Origin of the sequence: Nostoc sp. 106C (genome assembly GCF_002154725.1) — a bacterium.
In the GTDB taxonomy this organism is placed as follows: Bacteria; Cyanobacteriota; Cyanobacteriia; order Cyanobacteriales; family Nostocaceae; genus Aulosira.
Map to the genome: position 1 here is coordinate 41,593 of NZ_MTAW01000089.1, position 17,306 is coordinate 58,898.

At 41.6% G+C, this 17,306-nt stretch carries 13 protein-coding genes; 8 read left to right on the plus strand and 5 right to left on the minus strand.

All coding sequences use genetic code 11. From position 1 onward, the window contains the following. Positions 1–148 precede the first annotated feature (148 nt). Positions 149–598 (plus strand): response regulator, encoded by a 450-nt coding sequence (locus BV375_RS10295; RefSeq protein WP_086760054.1) that lies wholly within the window; start codon positions 149–151, stop codon positions 596–598. Between the two features lie 56 nt (positions 599–654). On the opposite strand, the gene BV375_RS10300 is transcribed toward BV375_RS10295, so the two are convergent. Both BV375_RS10300 and BV375_RS10305 read right to left on the minus strand, forming a co-directional pair. Further along, positions 655–2,799 (minus strand): hybrid sensor histidine kinase/response regulator, encoded by a 2,145-nt coding sequence (locus BV375_RS10300; RefSeq protein ID WP_086760056.1) that lies wholly within the window; start codon positions 2,797–2,799, stop codon positions 655–657. A 571-nt stretch (positions 2,800–3,370) separates the two neighbouring features. Next, positions 3,371–5,713 carry a serine/threonine-protein kinase gene (locus BV375_RS10305; RefSeq protein WP_086760058.1) on the minus strand — a complete coding sequence of 781 codons (2,343 nt, stop codon included), beginning with the start codon at positions 5,711–5,713 and terminating at the stop codon, positions 3,371–3,373. A 734-nt stretch (positions 5,714–6,447) separates the two neighbouring features. Here BV375_RS10305 and BV375_RS10310 point away from each other — a divergent pair. After that, on the plus strand, positions 6,448–6,969 hold the full coding sequence (locus BV375_RS10310; protein WP_086686744.1) for an NYN domain-containing protein: 522 nt from the start codon (positions 6,448–6,450) through the stop codon (positions 6,967–6,969). A gap of 93 nt (positions 6,970–7,062) precedes the next feature. After that, a complete protein-coding gene (locus tag BV375_RS10315; protein ID WP_086760060.1) occupies positions 7,063–8,667 on the plus strand; it encodes a 2-isopropylmalate synthase in 1,605 nt (534 codons plus the stop codon). Between the two features lie 487 nt (positions 8,668–9,154). Here the strand turns inward: BV375_RS10315 and BV375_RS36770 are convergent, their stop codons facing one another. Beyond that, positions 9,155–9,307, minus strand: a complete 153-nt coding sequence (locus BV375_RS36770) for a hypothetical protein (protein ID WP_166507422.1) — start codon at positions 9,305–9,307, stop codon at positions 9,155–9,157. A gap of 80 nt (positions 9,308–9,387) precedes the next feature. Between BV375_RS36770 and BV375_RS10320 the strand changes: the two genes are divergently transcribed. Further along, the gene (locus BV375_RS10320) at positions 9,388–10,833 is read left to right on the plus strand and encodes an ATP-dependent DNA helicase RecQ (RefSeq protein ID WP_086760062.1); all 1,446 of its coding nucleotides are present in this window, start codon (positions 9,388–9,390) and stop codon (positions 10,831–10,833) included. Between the two features lie 147 nt (positions 10,834–10,980). On the opposite strand, the gene pheS is transcribed toward BV375_RS10320, so the two are convergent. Continuing rightward, the gene (gene pheS, locus BV375_RS10325; protein ID WP_086760064.1) at positions 10,981–11,973 is read right to left on the minus strand and encodes a phenylalanine--tRNA ligase subunit alpha; all 993 of its coding nucleotides are present in this window, start codon (positions 11,971–11,973) and stop codon (positions 10,981–10,983) included. Positions 11,974–12,224: 251 nt separating this feature from the next. Here pheS and surE point away from each other — a divergent pair, with 251 nt between their 5' ends. Both surE and BV375_RS10340 read left to right on the plus strand, forming a co-directional pair. Continuing rightward, positions 12,225–13,022 carry a 5'/3'-nucleotidase SurE gene (gene surE, locus BV375_RS10330; protein WP_086760066.1) on the plus strand — a complete coding sequence of 266 codons (798 nt, stop codon included), beginning with the start codon at positions 12,225–12,227 and terminating at the stop codon, positions 13,020–13,022. A gap of 294 nt (positions 13,023–13,316) precedes the next feature. Then, positions 13,317–14,213 (plus strand): MBL fold metallo-hydrolase, encoded by an 897-nt coding sequence (locus BV375_RS10340; protein WP_086760070.1) that lies wholly within the window; start codon positions 13,317–13,319, stop codon positions 14,211–14,213. Between the two features lie 54 nt (positions 14,214–14,267). On the opposite strand, the gene BV375_RS35905 is transcribed toward BV375_RS10340, so the two are convergent. Then, positions 14,268–14,534, minus strand: coding sequence for a hypothetical protein (locus tag BV375_RS35905; protein ID WP_143842048.1), 267 nt, complete (start codon positions 14,532–14,534; stop codon positions 14,268–14,270). A gap of 147 nt (positions 14,535–14,681) precedes the next feature. On the opposite strand from BV375_RS35905, the gene BV375_RS10345 reads away from it, so the two are divergent. Both BV375_RS10345 and BV375_RS10350 read left to right on the plus strand, forming a co-directional pair. Further along, positions 14,682–15,827 carry a bifunctional riboflavin kinase/FAD synthetase gene (locus BV375_RS10345; RefSeq protein ID WP_086760072.1) on the plus strand — a complete coding sequence of 382 codons (1,146 nt, stop codon included), beginning with the start codon at positions 14,682–14,684 and terminating at the stop codon, positions 15,825–15,827. 204 nt (positions 15,828–16,031) lie between these two features. Further along, positions 16,032–16,940, plus strand: a complete 909-nt coding sequence (locus BV375_RS10350) for a MoxR family ATPase (RefSeq protein WP_086760074.1) — start codon at positions 16,032–16,034, stop codon at positions 16,938–16,940. Positions 16,941–17,306 lie beyond the last annotated feature (366 nt).

Below are 17,306 nucleotides of genomic sequence, written 5' to 3' on the forward strand. Positions count from 1 at the left end.
ATTGCATTCAGCCAAAAATATTTCCCCTGGCATAAGCCTAATGTTATGGTAGCTTGTTGTTAGATTCCCACGAGACAGCTATTACATAACTGTCTCGTGAGACTTCCTCCGTAATTGATGCAGGCAACTAAGGAGGCACATATTAACCATGACAACTAATGCTGAAGATCCACATCCCCAAGAAGATACAAAAAATTTTCAATCTCTAGATAGCTTGCGAGTTCTGTTAGTAGATGATAACGAAGATAGCCTGATCCTAACTACGTTTATCCTTGAAAACATCGGCTTGCAGGTAAAAACAGCAACATCAGTCTCACAAGCTTTAGAAACAATTAAACAGTTAAATTTTGATATTCTAATTTCTGACATTGCTATGCCAGATGTCGATGGTTATTCGTTAATTCGTAAAATTAGAGAAAGCAGCATTTCAACACAACGACAGATACCAGCGATAGCTCTAACTGCTCTTAGTTCTGACGAAAGTCGTAGCATGGCTCTGGCATCAGGTTTTCAAAGTTTTGTTAATAAACCTGTAGAACCTACCGTATTATTAGCAGAAATAAAACGTGTAATTAGTATTAATAAAATTGTTTCATAATAAAATATGTAGCGATCGCTGCTTTATAAATAAATTAGTAAAACTTTAAGCCAAAATTAGCAATCCTGGCAATTTCCTCGTCGTATCCCAGCCAGTCTAACAATGGCTGCAACTAATTCTTCTGGGTTAACAGGTTTGGCTAAATGAATCTGAAACCCGGCTTGGAGTGCTTGCTGCTCATCGTATTTTCTGGCAAAAGCAGTCAGAGCGATCGCCGGAATTTGTTCTCCTTGTTCTGCACTCCAAGCTCTCACCTGGTGCATTAGGGTATAGCCATCCATATCGGGCATACTGATATCGCTGACTAATACATCTGGCTTTTTCTGTTCTATGACTTGTAAGGCTTGTAATGCCGAAGATGCTGCAATTACCTCAGCCCCATCTTGCTCTAATACAAAAGTAACAAACTCTAGCGAATCTGCATCATCATCAACAACCAAAATTTGCACACCAGCTAGGGACAAAGAGTTAGGTGTTAAGCAAGAGGAGTAATTGTGTTCATTCAAACTTTCATTTTTGTCTTGCGGAAGCGGTAAATTGACTGTAAAAGTTGCTCCTTGATCTTCACCTTGGCTAGCTGCTGTGACTGTACCACCATGCATTTCAACGAGATTTCGGACAATTGCCAATCCCAAACCTAATCCACCAAATTTTCTTGTATAACTGCTATCTGCTTGACGGAAGTAATCAAATGCATAAGGCAAAAACTCAGCGCTAATTCCTTTACCTGTATCGCTAACTATGATTTGAGCATAGCCATCAGCCTTGCCCAATCTTACTTCTACCTTTCCCCCTTTAGGAGTAAATTTAACAGCATTAGAAAGAAGATTCCAAACAACTTGTTGCAAGCGAGTAGAATCTCCCAATACTAGCCCTACATTTTGTTCAAATACTGTACTTACCTGTATTGACTTGGTTTGTGCAGCTAAAGCCATTGTTTCTAGTGCAGACAAGACAATAGATTCTAAGTCAATATTGGTAACATTAAGCGTCAGTTTGCCTTGTAAAATTCTGGAAATGTCGAGCAAATCCTCAATTAGTTGCACTTGTAATTTGGCATTGCGCTCTATTGTTGCTAGCGCTTGAGATGTCTTTTCAGGTTCTAATTTGCTACTTTGCAACAACTTTGACCAGCCCAGGATCGCATTCATTGGAGTACGTAGCTCGTGGGAAAGTATGGCAAGAAATTCATCTTTAATTCGATTGGCTGTTTCTGCTTTAGCTCTTGCTGTTTGTTCTAATTCCAGTAAGTGGGCGCGTTCTTGTTGTAGCTGTTTTTGTTCATCAATATCCGTACAAGTTCCAAACCACTTCACTACATGACCTTGTTCATCTTTAAGCGGTAGACCTCGCCCTAACTGCCAGCGATAAGAAGCATCAGCCGCCCGTTTGAAGCGGTATTCTATTTCATATAAAGTGCCGTTATTAACAGCATTTAACCACACCTCATGAGCAGTTTTTACGTCATCTGGATGCAATGCTGCTACCCAACCAGAACCCAAGGATTGCTCTAATGTTAGCCCAGTATAATTGCACCAGTTTTGGTTGAAATAGTCACCTTCTCCGTTAGCATCAGCTGTCCATACAAGTTGAGGAATTGCTTCAGCCAAATAACGGTAACGCTCCTCACTTTGCCGTAGAGCTTCTAATATGCGCTGACGCTCAGCGATTTCCTGCTGTAATTGTTTATTGGTTTTAGTAATTTCATTAGTGCGCACAGCAACCAAATCTTCCAATTGATTTTGGTACTTTCTTAATTCCGCTTCTATCTTTAACCTTTGGGCTATTTGTGTTTGCAGTTGTAGGTTTGCTTGTTCTAATTGAGCCGGGCTAGGAAGCGCTAAGGCTTGTGGAACTAACGGTACAAGTTGTGCAGCTGTAAATACAGATATGGTTGCGGTTCCAGCTTTGATTAATCCTGACAGCCAATAGGTTGGATGCCAAAGCGTCCAAATCTCTATGAGGTGAGTTGTGCCACAAGCTACAATAAATCCACTAAAAAGTAGAAATATCCAATGGAAGGGTAGATCCTGCCGCTTGTTAACGAAGTAGAAAAGTGTAGTTGGAATAGAGTAATAAGCTAGTGCAATCAGGGCGTCAGATAAGATGTGCAGCCACACTAAATCAGTTTGCCATAGATAGCAGTGCCCATGCGGGATAAAAGGTCCGGAACTAAAAAAAATATTCCATAAATCTGACATACACGTCTTGGCTCCCTACCCCTTGAAAGCTCTGTGAGTACTGAAGTTTAACAGATAGGACTGATCATTAATACTCTTTCGTCTTGCGATCGCAATACAAATCATGTCAAGTTTTAAATGCTTTCGTTATTGCAATTTAGCTCTTTGTTAACAATTAAATGGGAAAAATAAACCCTACCAAAGACTAGGAAGGCAGGGTGATAAGTCCAAAATTGTTAATATTATTGAATATATATAGATAAACGTCTAATCTATACAGGCTTTGCCTGAAAGTGCGTAGACGCAAAGCGGTGTTAGCGCAGCGGTAGCGACGAGCGTCAGCAATTCCTTAGGGAGCTAATGCGTTCATACATGTCAACTTAAGCTCAAACCTTTATGGCGCAAGTGTTTCACCCCTCCCCTTACTCTGCTCCTCCGAAGTTTTGTCGTCAGACAAAACAGGGGTGGGATAACGAGGGGCTGATTGGTAATTAAGTGAACTCAAGATCACGACTTTACAAAGGGTTTACGTTAAGTTGAAACCAATGCGCTGCGATCTACATAGTTTATAAAGACTAAGTATGAACTTCTGTTAAGATCGTTCTTCCCAAGGTGTGGTAGGAGCATCAGGATCATCTGAAGGTGCAGTTTTCATTGATGAGCCGTTTTCGTTTGCAGAGTTTATATCTGAATATCTTACCAACTGATCAAACGCCACTAGAGCCTCTATTGCAGATTGATAGCGCTGCTTGTAGTCTTCCAAAACCATTTTACTGAGAATCTCTGCCAAGGGTTGGCTGACCATTACCTTATCTCTCCATTGCAACTCTCCATCAGCATCTCTATCGAACTCATGGGGTGCGATACCACTCAAAGCTTTGATCCCAATCATACCGACTGCATAGATGTCGCTACTGTATTGGGGGCGGCCAAAACATTGCTCGTTGGGTGCATAACCCTTAGTGCCAATCCCAATGGTAAATGGAGTTTGTTCTTGATTTTCCATTTGCGGCGCAGTGACTTGTTTTACAGCACCAAAGTCAATCAATACTAGCTTCCAGTCTGAATGTCTCCGGATAATATTGCTTGGTTTAATATCGCGGTGAATCACATTGTTTTGATGCACAAATGCCAATGTTTGCAATAAATCTCGTAAAATCTCGATAGTTGTGGTTTCTAGAAGGGGTTGTCCTGGTGGCAATTCCTGACTGAGAGGATGACCAACTATATATTCTTGAACTAAATAAAATTCTTCGTCTTGTTCAAAATAAGCCAATAACTGAGGAATTTGAGGATGTTTTCCCAATCTTTCCAATGTTTCCGCTTCAGAGTTAAATAAACGTCTAGCAAGTTGTAATGTCGTCGATTTGGTGTTGGCGGGTTTTAGCTGTTTAACTACACATCGAGGGTTTCCTGGACGTTGAATATCTTCTGCAATATAGGTTTCGCTAAATCCGCCAGAACCGAGAACTTTAACAATTTTGTAGCGTCCACCAAGTATTTTCCCAGCGACGGCTAAATCACGTTGCTGAAGTAGATCTTGTAAGTCACCTTGTTGACTGATAATTTCTTGGACAACTGGAGAAGATTTATATTTCTGAAAGATATCTACTAATTGGCGTTTTTTAATGCTTTCTCTGGCCACTTCAGTTCCTAGGTAAGACAATCCACTTAAGGCGATCGCTACCATTGGTATAGTTGTGGGGAAAATTAACTGCTCATGTACAAATAATACATAGCTCATCCCTCCCCAAATACTGGCTAGGAAAATGCTGTTTATAAATCGATTTATGCCTCGCTTGCTTCTAGTACAGAGGAAGACTGCTCCTGTGACTATAGCTAGCACAAATAAACCTCGCATGGGTAGACTGACAATTCCTGGCGCGATCGCTTTATTGTTCATTAAAGTTGCGATCGCGTTGGCATGAATTTCTACTCCTGACATGCGTTGAGGATACACCCCATTGTTGCCAGCCACTACTGGATGATAATCATTGCCTAACTGTGCTGTGGCTCCAATCACCACGATTTTATTTTTGAAAACCTTTCCCTGCTGCAAATAGTTTTTCCAGTTTTGTGGGTCGAGTACGTACCAAAAGGGAATTGCCTCAAATGTCCCGGCTGGTCCCCAAAAATTAATGCGATCGCCTCTTGGTCGAGAATAATTAATTTTAGCTGCCCTTAACACTGCTTCGTCAAAAGACGGCACCTTATCTATTAAGAGATCTTGTTGATCTAATGACTTATTAAACTCACTCGCTAATCGATGAATCTTGCCATCTACCTCTAGAGGGAAATTAACTGTGCCTATAGATACAGCCCCTACACGAAACATTGGCTGAGGTTGCGTTAGTTGATTCCAAGTTCCTTGATGTGACTCAGAATTTTCATATAGCGCTGCTAAGGTAACTTTACTGCCGTATTTTTGCAAGACTGCTTGGAGTTGGCGATCGTCTGCAACCCCATAACTACTTGGCGTATCAAAAACTACATCTAATCCAACAGCTTTGACACCAGCCTGCATCAATTTTTCTATTACTTGGGCGTATCCAGCACGTTTAAATGGAAAAGATTTCAGTGGTTCCAGGTAAGCATACTGTTGTGGATTTGTTTTATAGTACTGTTCAGGGACTGATATAGACTGATTATCAATTGCTAAAATCACGATGTCTTCTGGAGGCGCAACTAAACCGCGCAGTTGAAAAAAAGTGGAAACCGCCTGACTTTCCATCAATTGCACCATGCCTATCCCAGAAGTACTCAGCACTGCTGCTCCGATTGCTGAAGCACCAGCCAGCAGATGACCAAACCAAGTCATCAGATGGGAATGGTAGGTTGATGTTGTGGTCGAAGTTGCTTTTGTCGGTTTGCCTGACCGTCTATTGGCAGTAGAGACATATTTTTTAGTTAGGCTAGATGTAGGTTCTTCTGCCATATCGTGTTATTGATTAATTTAGGTACAACACTTTTATTTATTTATTCAGACCCTGTTTTAGTGCAACCACATTGAAATAAGACTTAAATGAAAAACTTATACATTTGTAAACTATCCATTATTCCTCTACAAATTTGCATTGTTATCGCCTCTGTGCAGGAGTCTCCCCATCTCAACACTGCCGACATGATTCTCTGCTAAGAGGTGCAATCTGTGATTGTTCTACAGACCTCAACCAGAGATGCTTTGTTTGTGCATTTGCGTTGATGTAAGGAGCTATCCAACTCAACAGCTATGCCCCTAGTAGAGCATTTACTAGAAGTTTCTCTTGAACAACTTCTGCCACTGCGGCAACGGCGATCTTTTCCAAAAAGTGTGTGCTGTTGTTGATGGCAAAACTTAGAGATGGGCATTAGCCTACATTCTACCTTGGAACATCTACCATACCTCTTTAGGAGTAAACTTGACTGTTATACAGTTAAGAATGCTGTTACCAAGTCAATTTTATTGGTAGATTTTGATCACAGGGTAAGTCTTGCAGCGTCTGGAATGAAAAAGTTTCAGCGTCCAGGATCTGCTCTAATGTTTCCACCATTTTTATGAATTAAAAGAGGTTAAGATAAAAGCTATACATGAAGTTATACTTTATAGATATTAGCAAATTGAGCGTTTGATAATTGCTATAATCTATTGTTCAATCTAAAATTCTTTTCTATTATTAGGTGTAATTTTCTATGGGTTCTCCAATGAATCGTCTGTCTATTTTTGTAGACGGAAACAATATGTTCTATGCTCAACAAAAAAATGGCTGGTTTTTCGACCCACGGCGAGTATTAGAATACTTTAAAAACGAACAATCAGAAACAACATTAATTAATGCATTCTGGTACACTGGCTTAAAAGACCCACAGGATCAACGAGGTTTCAGAGATGCTCTAATTAGTTTAGGATATACAGTCCGAACGAAAATTCTTAAAGAATATTATGATGATTCATCCGGGCGGTACTCGCAAAAAGCTAATTTAGATATTGAAATTGTTGTAGATATGTTTAATACAGTAGATCAGTACGATAGAGTAGTTTTATTCAGTGGTGACGGAGATTTTGAGAGAGCAATTGAATTATTACGCTCAAAAAATACACATATTACAGTAGTTTCGACAGAGGGAATGATAGCTAGAGAATTACGTAATGCTACTGATAGATATATAGATTTGAATGATATTAGAGACAGAATAGAAAAAACTGAAGGTTAATATATTTAACAATTATTTACAAATGTAAAAATAAAAAAATTAAAATCCTAGTTATTTATAGCGAAAAGTCCACCCTAAACTAAATAACAAAAAATGATCACCCAACCAGAACGAATCATAATTTTTGATACTACATTACGAGATGGAGAGCAGTGTCCAGGAGCAACCCTAAACATAGACGAAAAGCTAGTTATCGCTAAGCAGCTGGCGCGTCTGGGCGTAGATGTAATTGAGGCCGGGTTCGCCTTTGCCAGTCCTGGAGATTTTGAAGCAGTCAGCAAAATTGCCCAAATTGTTGGCACAGAAAATGGCCCTGTGATTTGTAGTTTGGCAAGAGCAAGGCAAGATGATATCAAAACAGCAGCAGAAGCGATTAAACCAGCTGCTAAAGGCAGAATTCATACCTTTATTGCCACATCTAATATTCACCTTGAGTACAAGCTGAAAAAGACAAAATCAGAAGTTTTAGCGATCGCCGAAGAAATGGTTGCTTATGCTAAAACTTTCACTGATGATGTAGAATTTTCTCCCGAAGATGCAGGACGCTCCGATCCGGAATTTTTGTATCAAGTATTAGAGCGAGCGATCGCAGCTGGCGCTACAACAGTTAATATTCCCGATACTGTTGGCTATACAACCCCCAGCGAATTTGGGGCAATAATTAAGGGGATAAAAGCAAACGTCCCCAATATTGACAAAGCAATTATTTCCGTTCACGGACATAATGACTTGGGTTTAGCTGTTGCTAACTTCTTAGAAGCCGTTAAGAATGGTGCTAGACAATTAGAATGCACTATTAATGGGATTGGCGAACGTGCAGGAAATGCAGCCTTAGAAGAATTAGTTATGGCTTTGCATGTCCGACGGCAATATTTCAATCCCTTCTTAGGACGCCCAGCAGATTCGGAAGAACCACTCACAAATATCGACACTCGGGAGATTTACAGAGCCTCACGCCTGGTTTCCAATTTAACAGGGATGCTAGTGCAGCCCAATAAAGCAATTGTCGGGGCAAATGCCTTTGCTCACGAATCTGGCATTCATCAAGATGGTGTATTAAAAAACAAGCTCACCTATGAAATTATGGATGCCCAATTGATTGGCTTGACAGACAATCAAATAGTTTTGGGCAAACATTCTGGCAGAAATGCCTTCCGCACCCGCTTGAAAGAATTGGGCTTTGAACTATCAGAAACCGAATTAAATAAAGCGTTTATCCGATTCAAAGAAGTCGCTGATAAAAAGAAAGAAATCTCTGATTGGGATTTAGAAGCGATTGTCAATGATGAAATCCAACAAGCACCAGATTTGTTTAGGGTAGAATTGGTGCAAGTTTCCTGTGGTAGCAATGCTAAGCCTACCGCCACAGTCACTCTGCGCACTCCAGAAGGTGAAGAATTAACCGATGCAGCAATTGGTACTGGGCCTGTAGATGCTGTTTACAAAGCAATCAACCGGGTAGTAAACGTACCCAACCAGCTAATTGAGTTCTCTGTACAGTCAGTAACAGCAGGTATTGATGCGATTGGGGAAGTGACTATCCGATTAAGACATGAATCGCGCATCTTTTCTGGTCACGCAGCCAACACAGATATCATCGTTGCATCAGCTCAAGCCTACGTTAATGCACTGAATCGGCTGTACGCATCTTTGCAATCAAAAGAGAAGACCGAGAAAGGAACTCCGCAGAAAGTCTAAATACATTTAAGCCTGTAACCCTTGCAGATTCACCGCCTGTGGAGATCTGCAAGGATTTTTTTTTGAGGAATTATACACATACTGAAGCTTGAAACCTCTTTTAGCAAGAATAAACCTTAATTTTCATAACCATTGGGATGTAAACGCATTATCATTTTTTCTGGTTCTGTCAAATTTTTCAAACCGTAACGTCGATATAATCCATAGGTGAGCTATTTATTCTAAAAACTAGTTTATTTGTTAAACTATTAGTCCGGCAATCTGTAAGCTTTACAATATCTAACATTGCCTGCCGATCATTATTATAAAAGTGAAAGTCATATTTAATTGGTTCAGTATTCCATCTGACAACTGTGCGATCGCTTCTCTTCACAAAAATTAGCACTGCATCTATGAGTTCAATAAATGAATTGTCAGGTGTATAAGAAGCAATGAATGATAGTTGCTGTTCTTGACTTAAACCACATCTATTTTGATAACCATATTTTTAAAAGTAGTGGGAGCATCTTGCTCCCTGCTCTTCGTAGTGGGCTTTGCGTCCCGCACTACTCCAGGTTTCAAAATGGACGAGGTTTAAAACTTTAACAGATATCCAACCATGTGCTAGGCATTCAAAACGGACTTGAAATGTTTGCAGCATAAGATGATGAAATTACTGACACGTTATCTGAATGAGAGAGGCTATATTCAGCAAAGATATGGGTACATCTACTATTAATTATGAATCAACCAATAACAACATCTTGGAATTTAGTTCTTGCTACCTTTAAAAAAATTTGGGGTTACGACGATTTTCGTTCGCCACAGGGAGAGATTATTAGCAGTTTATTGGCGCAAAAAGATGCACTGATTATTATGCCAACAGGTGGGGGCAAGTCGATTTGTTTTCAACTTCCCGCACTTTTACAAACAGGATTAACTTTGGTAGTTTCCCCATTAGTGGCACTGATGGAAAACCAAGTTCAAGAACTACGTCAGTTAAACCTGAGTGCAGCACTATTACATAGCGAACTACCTTCACCCCAACGTCGCTTGACGCTGCAAGCGTTGGATAGGCAAAAACTCAGATTACTGTATTTATCACCAGAAACTTTACTGAGTACTCCAGTTTGGGAGAGATTGTGTCAACCGCAATTGCAGATTAACGGCATCATTTTGGATGAAGCTCATTGTTTAGTGCAGTGGGGAGAGACATTTCGACCAGCTTACCGCAGATTAGGGACAGTGCGATCGGCATTACTTAAATCAAAACCACCTGGAACAAAAATTAGCCTTGCAGCCTTTACAGCGACTGCTGACCCTTTAGCTCAAAAAATCATTTCTACAGTTTTACAATTGCAACAACCAGATATTTATCGCCTCAATCCCTACCGTCCAAATCTGCATCTCAACGTCTGCATAGCTTGGACTCCAAGGGGTAGAAAGCAAAAATTGGTCAAATTTATTCAAAATAGACCGCAACAAGCTGGATTAGTTTATGTGCGTACCAGACGAGATAGTGAGAAGTTAGCAGCATGGTTAGCAGAGATGGGTTATGCCACAGCTAGTTATCATGCAGGATTAAGTGCTGAAGAACGCCGTGCTGTGGAAGCAAGCTGGTTAAGTAGCAAGATGCCATTTGTGGTTTGTACCTGTGCATTTGGTATGGGAATAAATAAACCAGATGTGCGTTGGGTAATTCACTTTCACGCGCCGCTACTGCTTTCGGAATATGTGCAAGAAATTGGACGTGCTGGCAGAGACGGTAAACCAGCCGAAGCGCTGACTTTGGTAAGTGAACCTACAGGGTGGTTAGATTCAGAGGATAAGCAAAGACAGCAGTTTTTTGAAGAACAAATGCGATCGCAGCAGCAAACAGCGCAACAATTGGTAAAAAAACTACCGAAACAGGGAGAAGTGAATACAGTAGCACGACAATTTCCCGAAGCTACAATGACACTTTCTTTACTCCACAGCAGCGGTCAGTTAAACTGGCTTGATCCTTTCCATTACATCATCAAACAAGATGTGGACAAGCAATCTGCAACCCAACTACAAGCTGCCAAGCAAATGAATCAGTATTTGCATACCAAGCAGTGTCGCTGGCAGTTTTTATTAAACGCCTTTGGTTTTGACGAAAAAGCTGCTAACTGGCGTTGTGGACATTGTGATCGCTGTTGTCATTAGTCATTTGTCCTTTGTAAATACTAGTCTCTATTTATCTTCCCTCAGTGTTCTCCCCGTCTCTGTGGTTCGTTAATTTGTATAAATTTTTTCACTTTTCCAAAGTCAAAAGTCAACAATCACTCTGGACTATTGACTATTGACTTTTGCCTAAAATTGCCGTAAAAACCGCAAATCGCTGGCGTACAAGCGACGAATATCATCAATTTGATGTAAAACCATCGCAAAGCGTTCGACACCAAAACCAGCAGCAAACCCAGTATAAACTTCTGGGTCATAACCGACAGATTTGAGCACATTTGGATCGACCATACCGCAACCCATAACTTCTAGCCAGCGACCATTCCATTGCAAATCGACTTCAGCAGAGGGTTCTGTAAATGGAAAATAACTAGCACGGAAGCGAATTGGCAAATCGCCAAACATCGCTTGCAAAAATATCTTAATCGCACCCTTGAGGTCTGTAAATGTCAGTCCCTCATCAATGGCTAAAAGCTCTATTTGATGGAAAACAGCCGAATGAGTGGCATCTACGTTATCTCGACGATAAACTCGCCCTGGTGCAACTACCCGGATCGGTGGTTCTTCAGTTTCCATGTAACGGATTTGCACTGAAGAGGTATGAGTACGCAGGAGATTGCCATCTGGTAGGTAGAAGGTATCTTGCATATCACGGGCCGGGTGGTCAGGCGGGGTATTCAGCGCCTCAAAATTGTAATAATCTGTTTCCATCTCTGGCCCTTGAGCTACGGTGTAGCCCATACCAACAAATATATCTAGCGCCCGGTCGATGATGCCATTTAGAGGGTGGATACGACCTTGGGGGCTGTAAATTCCCGGCATGGTCACATCCAGAGTTTCAGCCTCTAACTGGGCTTGAATTTGAGCCGCTTCTAGGGCAGTGCGTTGCTTGTCTAAACTATTTTGTAAGGATTCTTTAACCGTATTGGCGATCGCCCCAATTTTTGGGCGTTCCTCTGCACTCATTTGCCCCATACTTCGCAACAGTGCCCCAAGTTGCCCCTTCTTACCCAGATAATTGACTCTGAGTTCTTCCAGGCGTTCTAAGGTATCAGCGGCTGCGATCGCTTTTTCTCCTTCCTGCCGTAGTGCTAAAAGTTGAGCCTCTAAATTGCTAGTCATTAGTTATTAATCATGAGTCATTCGACATTGGTCATTAGTCCCACAATTGAGAACAAATTACCAGTGACCTTAGTAATATGACCTTAACAGGTCAAAGGCAAGGGTCAAAACCAAACCTCTGTTTACCAGTTTAGAGGTGATTAGGTGTGTGAGGATTGTTTTTTTTGCTTAGGCTTGTGACACCTGACATTGACAAATGAGTGATAACAAATCACTAATGACTAATGACCCATGACTAATAACCAATAACGATGAAATTACTCATTAGCAATGATGACGGAGTTTCTGCCTTGGGTATTCGTACCTTGGCCAACAGCTTGGCAGAGGCAGGTCATGATGTGACTGTAGTTTGCCCAGATCGAGAGCGATCGGCGACTGGACATGGATTAACCTTACACCAACCAATTCGCGCGGAAATTGTGGAGTCTATTTTTCATCCCGCAGTCAAAGCTTGGGCTTGCGATGGCACTCCCTCTGACTGTGTGAAATTGGCACTTTGGGCTTTATTAGAGTCACCCCCCGACTTGGTGCTCTCTGGCATCAATCAAGGTGCCAATTTGGGAACTGAAATTCTTTATTCCGGAACTGTGTCTGCTGCTATGGAAGGTATAATTGAAGGTCTTCCCAGCGTCGCCTTAAGTCTTGCCAGTCATACATCTAAAGACTTTCAAGCTGCTGCTCGCTTTGCCCAAATTTTAGTAGCACAACTGGCGGTAAAACCCCTGCCAGAGTTGATGTTGCTCAATGTTAATATTCCCCCAGTACAGTGGGAAGAAATTGCTGGAGTTACAATCACTCGTCAGGGAGTGCGACGCTACGTTGATGTTTTTGACAAGCGAGTTGATCCTCGTGGTAAAACCTACTACTGGTTAACTGGTGAAGTTTTAGAGGATGTAGAAGCGCCAGAAGGCTTAAATTTACCTCAAAACATACCTATAGACGTGCATGTTATCCGTAAAAACTACATTAGTATAACGCCATTACAATACAATCTCACCTACGCAACTGGAATTACCCAATTGTCAGAGTGGGAATTTAAATTTCCGTGAAAACTTTGTTATTTAAAGAAAACTTTGAAACTCTGGAGGTAGTTAAATACATGATCGCTAAATTTAGGCTATAAAGTAGAAACGCTCTTGATCCCACTGCTAAACTTAAGCCCAAACAACTTAAGGCTTGTGCTTAGTAATATCTCACTCAGGTTTACAAAACTAGCCTTAAAAAGGGTATGCTGTTTTACCAAGAAATTCTCCTCTACCAAAATGGTAAGACCGCATAAACTGAATAAAAATAAGTAACAATTTGTTTTATTGATCGCCCGCTCAGTCCAGCAAGCAACACCCATGTCTAGGTTAGATAACCAATTTACCGTGCAATTTTGGGGCGTTCGCGGCAGCATCCCCAGTCCAGGGCCACACACCGTGCGTTATGGCGGTAATACCCCTTGCATTGCAATGCAAGTAGGGGGTAAACGCTTAATTTTCGATGGTGGAACCGGGCTACATGTTTTGGGGCAATCTTTATTGCACCAAATGCCGATAGAAGGTCATATATTCTTCACCCACTCCCACTGGGACCACATGCAAGGATTTCCATTCTTTGCTCCAGGGTTTATCAAGGGGAACAATTTTAAGATCTACGGCGCAATTGCTCCTGATGGTTCCACAATCGAACAGCGTCTCAATGACCAAATGCTTCACCCAAATTTTCCCGTGCCTTTGCAAATTATGCAGGCAAATTTGAATTTTTGTGACATTACCGCAGGGCAACCAATACATATCAATGACATTACTGTAGAAACAGCACCACTCAACCATCCAGGTGAAGCTGTAGGATATCGAATTAATTGGCGTGATGGCGCTGCTGCTTATATTACCGATACAGAACATTTTCCCGATCGCTTGGATGAAAATGTCCTCTGGCTAGCTCGTAATGCTGACATCCTGATCTATGATTCTACCTATACTGATGACGAGTATCATTCTCCAACTTCGCCCAGAATTGGTTGGGGACATTCTACTTGGCAAGAAGCTGTTAAGGTAGCTATAGCCGCTAAAGTCAAAACTCTGGTAATTTTTCACCATGATCCTGCACACAATGATGATTTTTTAGATGGTGTAGGTAAACAAGTAGTTGAGCAATTTCCGAATGCAATTATGGCTAGGGAAGGAATGGTGCTCAATATTCCTGTTTCTGTTTCTTTTTCAGAATCTTGTCCTGTGAGCAACTTTTCAGTGTAAACGTTGCAGTCGAAGCGATGGTAGATTTTAGATTAGATTGATGATCAGAAGTTCTCAGCGGGAGAGGTTACCTTTGGGGTAAACTGCGAAAACTGGAGGACACGCTTTGCGGGTTCGCCAGGGTAAGGTAAATGCCTGGAGACTACCTCTATTGTGCCCTTGGGGGTAAAATAGCCGCCTTTTTGGCTTTGGTGTGGGGTTCTCTGGACTCAGCAACGAGCGGTCAAGCGATGGCACAAGACGCCCTTGCTTGCGACTTCCTGTGGGGTATGCTTTGGCTATTAGCCATAGGGGTAGTGTAAACACCTCGGCTGATGGCACAAAATGTCAGGGTTAGAGCCGAAAAGGCTCCAGCTTCACAATCAAGTGAAGTCGTAGCCAGTTCGTCAGGCGTGTCCTCCTCTAAGCGATTACCCATAAGGTAGCTTGTGGCTGATTGCTAAATAAACCTAAAATCCCAGAATCCACGTGCTAAATTTGTCTCAAAATGGGTGTTCTGTGTGGGTTGCTTCTTCGACAGAAGGGCTGCTAACGCCAACTGCTGTTGCTCTTGGCAAATTTGATGGTGTGCATCTTGGTCATCAAAGAGTAATTCAACCAGTTTTGCAGCAGACAAAAAGACAAGTCCCAGAGACTACTTTGGGCGAGCAAAAGTTGGTTGCAGATGAGAGAAATTTGCTAAAACTCTCACCCTCTGACTCTACTACTGCAACAAGCCAACAAAGAAACCCCACAGCATCAACACACGAGCATACATACTCAACTGTTGTCACTTTTCATCCCCATCCACAGGAGTTTTTTTCGGGACAACCCCGTGCTTTGTTAACTCCACTAGATGAAAAAGTCGAAAAATTGCGATCGCTGGGGATAGAACAGCTGGTATTATTGCCCTTTGATAAGGAATTATCTGCTTTATCACCAGAAGACTTCGTTGAAAAGATTCTCGTGCAGCAACTACGATGTCAGCAACTTAGTGTTGGGCAAGATTTTTGTTTTGGCAAACAGCGCACTGGTACAGCAAAAGATTTACAATTACTTGCCGCAAAGTATCACATTCCTGTAACAATTGTTGCCTTAGAAACCTATACAGGTAATGATAACTTGCCAACAGACAGTAATTGTCTCAGCATTCCGCCAACTCAAGAGCCACCAATTAGCACTTCACTGATTCGCCAAACACTAGAGAATGGGGATATCAAAAGCGCAAATCTCCTCCTAGGAAGCCCTTACACTCTCTTTGGTGTTGTGATTCAAGGTAAGCAACTTGGCAGAACTATTGGCTTTCCTACAGCGAACCTCCAACTACCAAAAGATAAGTTTTTGCCGCGCTTAGGTGTTTATGCTGTCCGTGTTTTTATTATCGATGAAACACCAGATGTTGCTCACCCCCTATTGGGAGTGATGAATATCGGTAACCGTCCCACAGTCGATGGTACTGATACATCTGTGGAAGTTCATTTGTTCGATTGGTCTGGAAATTTGTATGGCAAAAAGCTGGCTGTGCAGATAGTACAATTTTTACGACCCGAACAAAAATTTTCTTCTCTAGAGGCTCTGAAAACGCAAATTCAACTTGATTGCACTGTCGCTAAAGAAGTTTTGCTTTCTGAGTGATGAGTTCTGAGCAGTGATTGGGAACACTAAAGGGGACTAGGGACAAGGAATTTTAGATTTTGCGAAAAGTTGCGTGGGCGGGTTTCCCGACTTGAGCAAACTTTTCAAGACAGATTTTGGATTTTAGATTGAAATCGAATTCAAAATCGCAAATCCAAAATTGTTTCCGATGCCCAATTCCCCAATTCCCCAATCCCACGGTGCATGAGAGAAAAAATTGACGCTCTAACACAAAACCTGTCTCGTACCATCGTTGGTAAAACCGACTCAATACGTTTGGTGCTAGTCGCTCTTTTAGGCGGTGGTCATGCTTTACTAGAAGATGTTCCTGGTGTGGGTAAAACCCTCTTAGCTAAATCCTTGGCTCGTTCAGTTGATGGTAAGTTCCAACGGCTACAATGTACCCCTGACTTACTACCTACTGATATTACTGGTACTAACATTTGGAGCCCAAAAAGCGGCGAATTTAGCTTTCTCCCTGGTCCAATATTTGCCAATGTGCTGCTAGCTGACGAAATCAATCGCGCTACACCCCGTACTCAGTCAGCTTTGCTAGAAGTGATGGAAGAACATCAGGTAACAGTTGATGGCGTTTCTCGTGCTGTTCCCACGCCTTTCTTTGTGATTGCTACCCAGAACCCAATTGAGTATCAAGGCACTTTTCCTCTACCAGAAGCGCAGATGGATCGGTTTATGCTGTCCTTGAGTTTGGGCTATCCTTCAGAGACAGAAGAACTTCAAATGCTGCAAAATCTCGCGGATAATATCAAGATTGATGATTTACGCTCTTGCATTACTTTGGCAGAAGTAGCTCAATTGCGTCAACTCTGCTCTCAAGTAAGAGTAGAAACTTCTTTACAAAAGTACATTTTGGAATTGGTACGGGCCACAAGACAGGATGAGGAAATTTCTCTTGGTGTCAGTCCTCGCGGTACAGTATCCTTACAAAAAGCTACCCAAGCACTAGCCTTTATTTTAGGGCGCGATTACGCCATTCCCGATGACGTGAAATTTCTCGTTCCTCACGTTCTTTGTCATCGCCTCATCCCTAGGGGAGGCCGTAGTGCTAGAAGTGTTGTTGAACGATTATTGCGATCGGTTCCCATTCCCTAAGTTTGTAATGAGGGCTAGAGTCCTCATTACAAAAAGATTTTGATTTAAGTTAAATTACAACCCATTGCCAATCAAAATCAACGGTGCTCGATAATATGGATGTGTGTAGTCAGTGAGATTCCTTTTAGGCGTTGTAGGTGCTCTTGGTACTTGCTGGTACAAATACTAATTTTTGTTTCATTTACAGAAATTTATACACTTTTAAGATTACAACAACCAAGTTTTATCTTTAACTATCAAAACATTAATTAATACTATACCTTCTTGGAATTCGACAATTTTATTGCCAACACTTCAAAGGTTTTGAGTGTCAAGTTTAGCTCTGTCTTTGTCAGGCGATCGCGCAAATTTTTTCTAAGTTTTGTA

Excerpts from the sequence above, each read along its gene's own strand:
- BV375_RS10295 (WP_086760054.1), top strand. The coding sequence starts at position 149 with ATGACAACTAATGCTGAAGATCCACATCCCCAAGAAGATACAAAAAAT.
- BV375_RS10300 (WP_086760056.1), bottom strand. The coding sequence starts at position 2,799 with ATGTCAGATTTATGGAATATTTTTTTTAGTTCCGGACCTTTTATCCCG.
- BV375_RS10305 (WP_086760058.1), bottom strand. The coding sequence starts at position 5,713 with ATGGCAGAAGAACCTACATCTAGCCTAACTAAAAAATATGTCTCTACT.
- BV375_RS10310 (WP_086686744.1), top strand. The coding sequence starts at position 6,448 with ATGGGTTCTCCAATGAATCGTCTGTCTATTTTTGTAGACGGAAACAAT.
- BV375_RS10315 (WP_086760060.1), top strand. The coding sequence starts at position 7,063 with ATGATCACCCAACCAGAACGAATCATAATTTTTGATACTACATTACGA.
- BV375_RS36770 (WP_166507422.1), bottom strand. The coding sequence starts at position 9,307 with ATGCTGCAAACATTTCAAGTCCGTTTTGAATGCCTAGCACATGGTTGG.
- BV375_RS10320 (WP_086760062.1), top strand. The coding sequence starts at position 9,388 with ATGAATCAACCAATAACAACATCTTGGAATTTAGTTCTTGCTACCTTT.
- pheS (WP_086760064.1), bottom strand. The coding sequence starts at position 11,973 with ATGACTAGCAATTTAGAGGCTCAACTTTTAGCACTACGGCAGGAAGGA.
- surE (WP_086760066.1), top strand. The coding sequence starts at position 12,225 with ATGAAATTACTCATTAGCAATGATGACGGAGTTTCTGCCTTGGGTATT.
- BV375_RS10340 (WP_086760070.1), top strand. The coding sequence starts at position 13,317 with ATGTCTAGGTTAGATAACCAATTTACCGTGCAATTTTGGGGCGTTCGC.
- BV375_RS10350 (WP_086760074.1), top strand. The coding sequence starts at position 16,032 with ATGAGAGAAAAAATTGACGCTCTAACACAAAACCTGTCTCGTACCATC.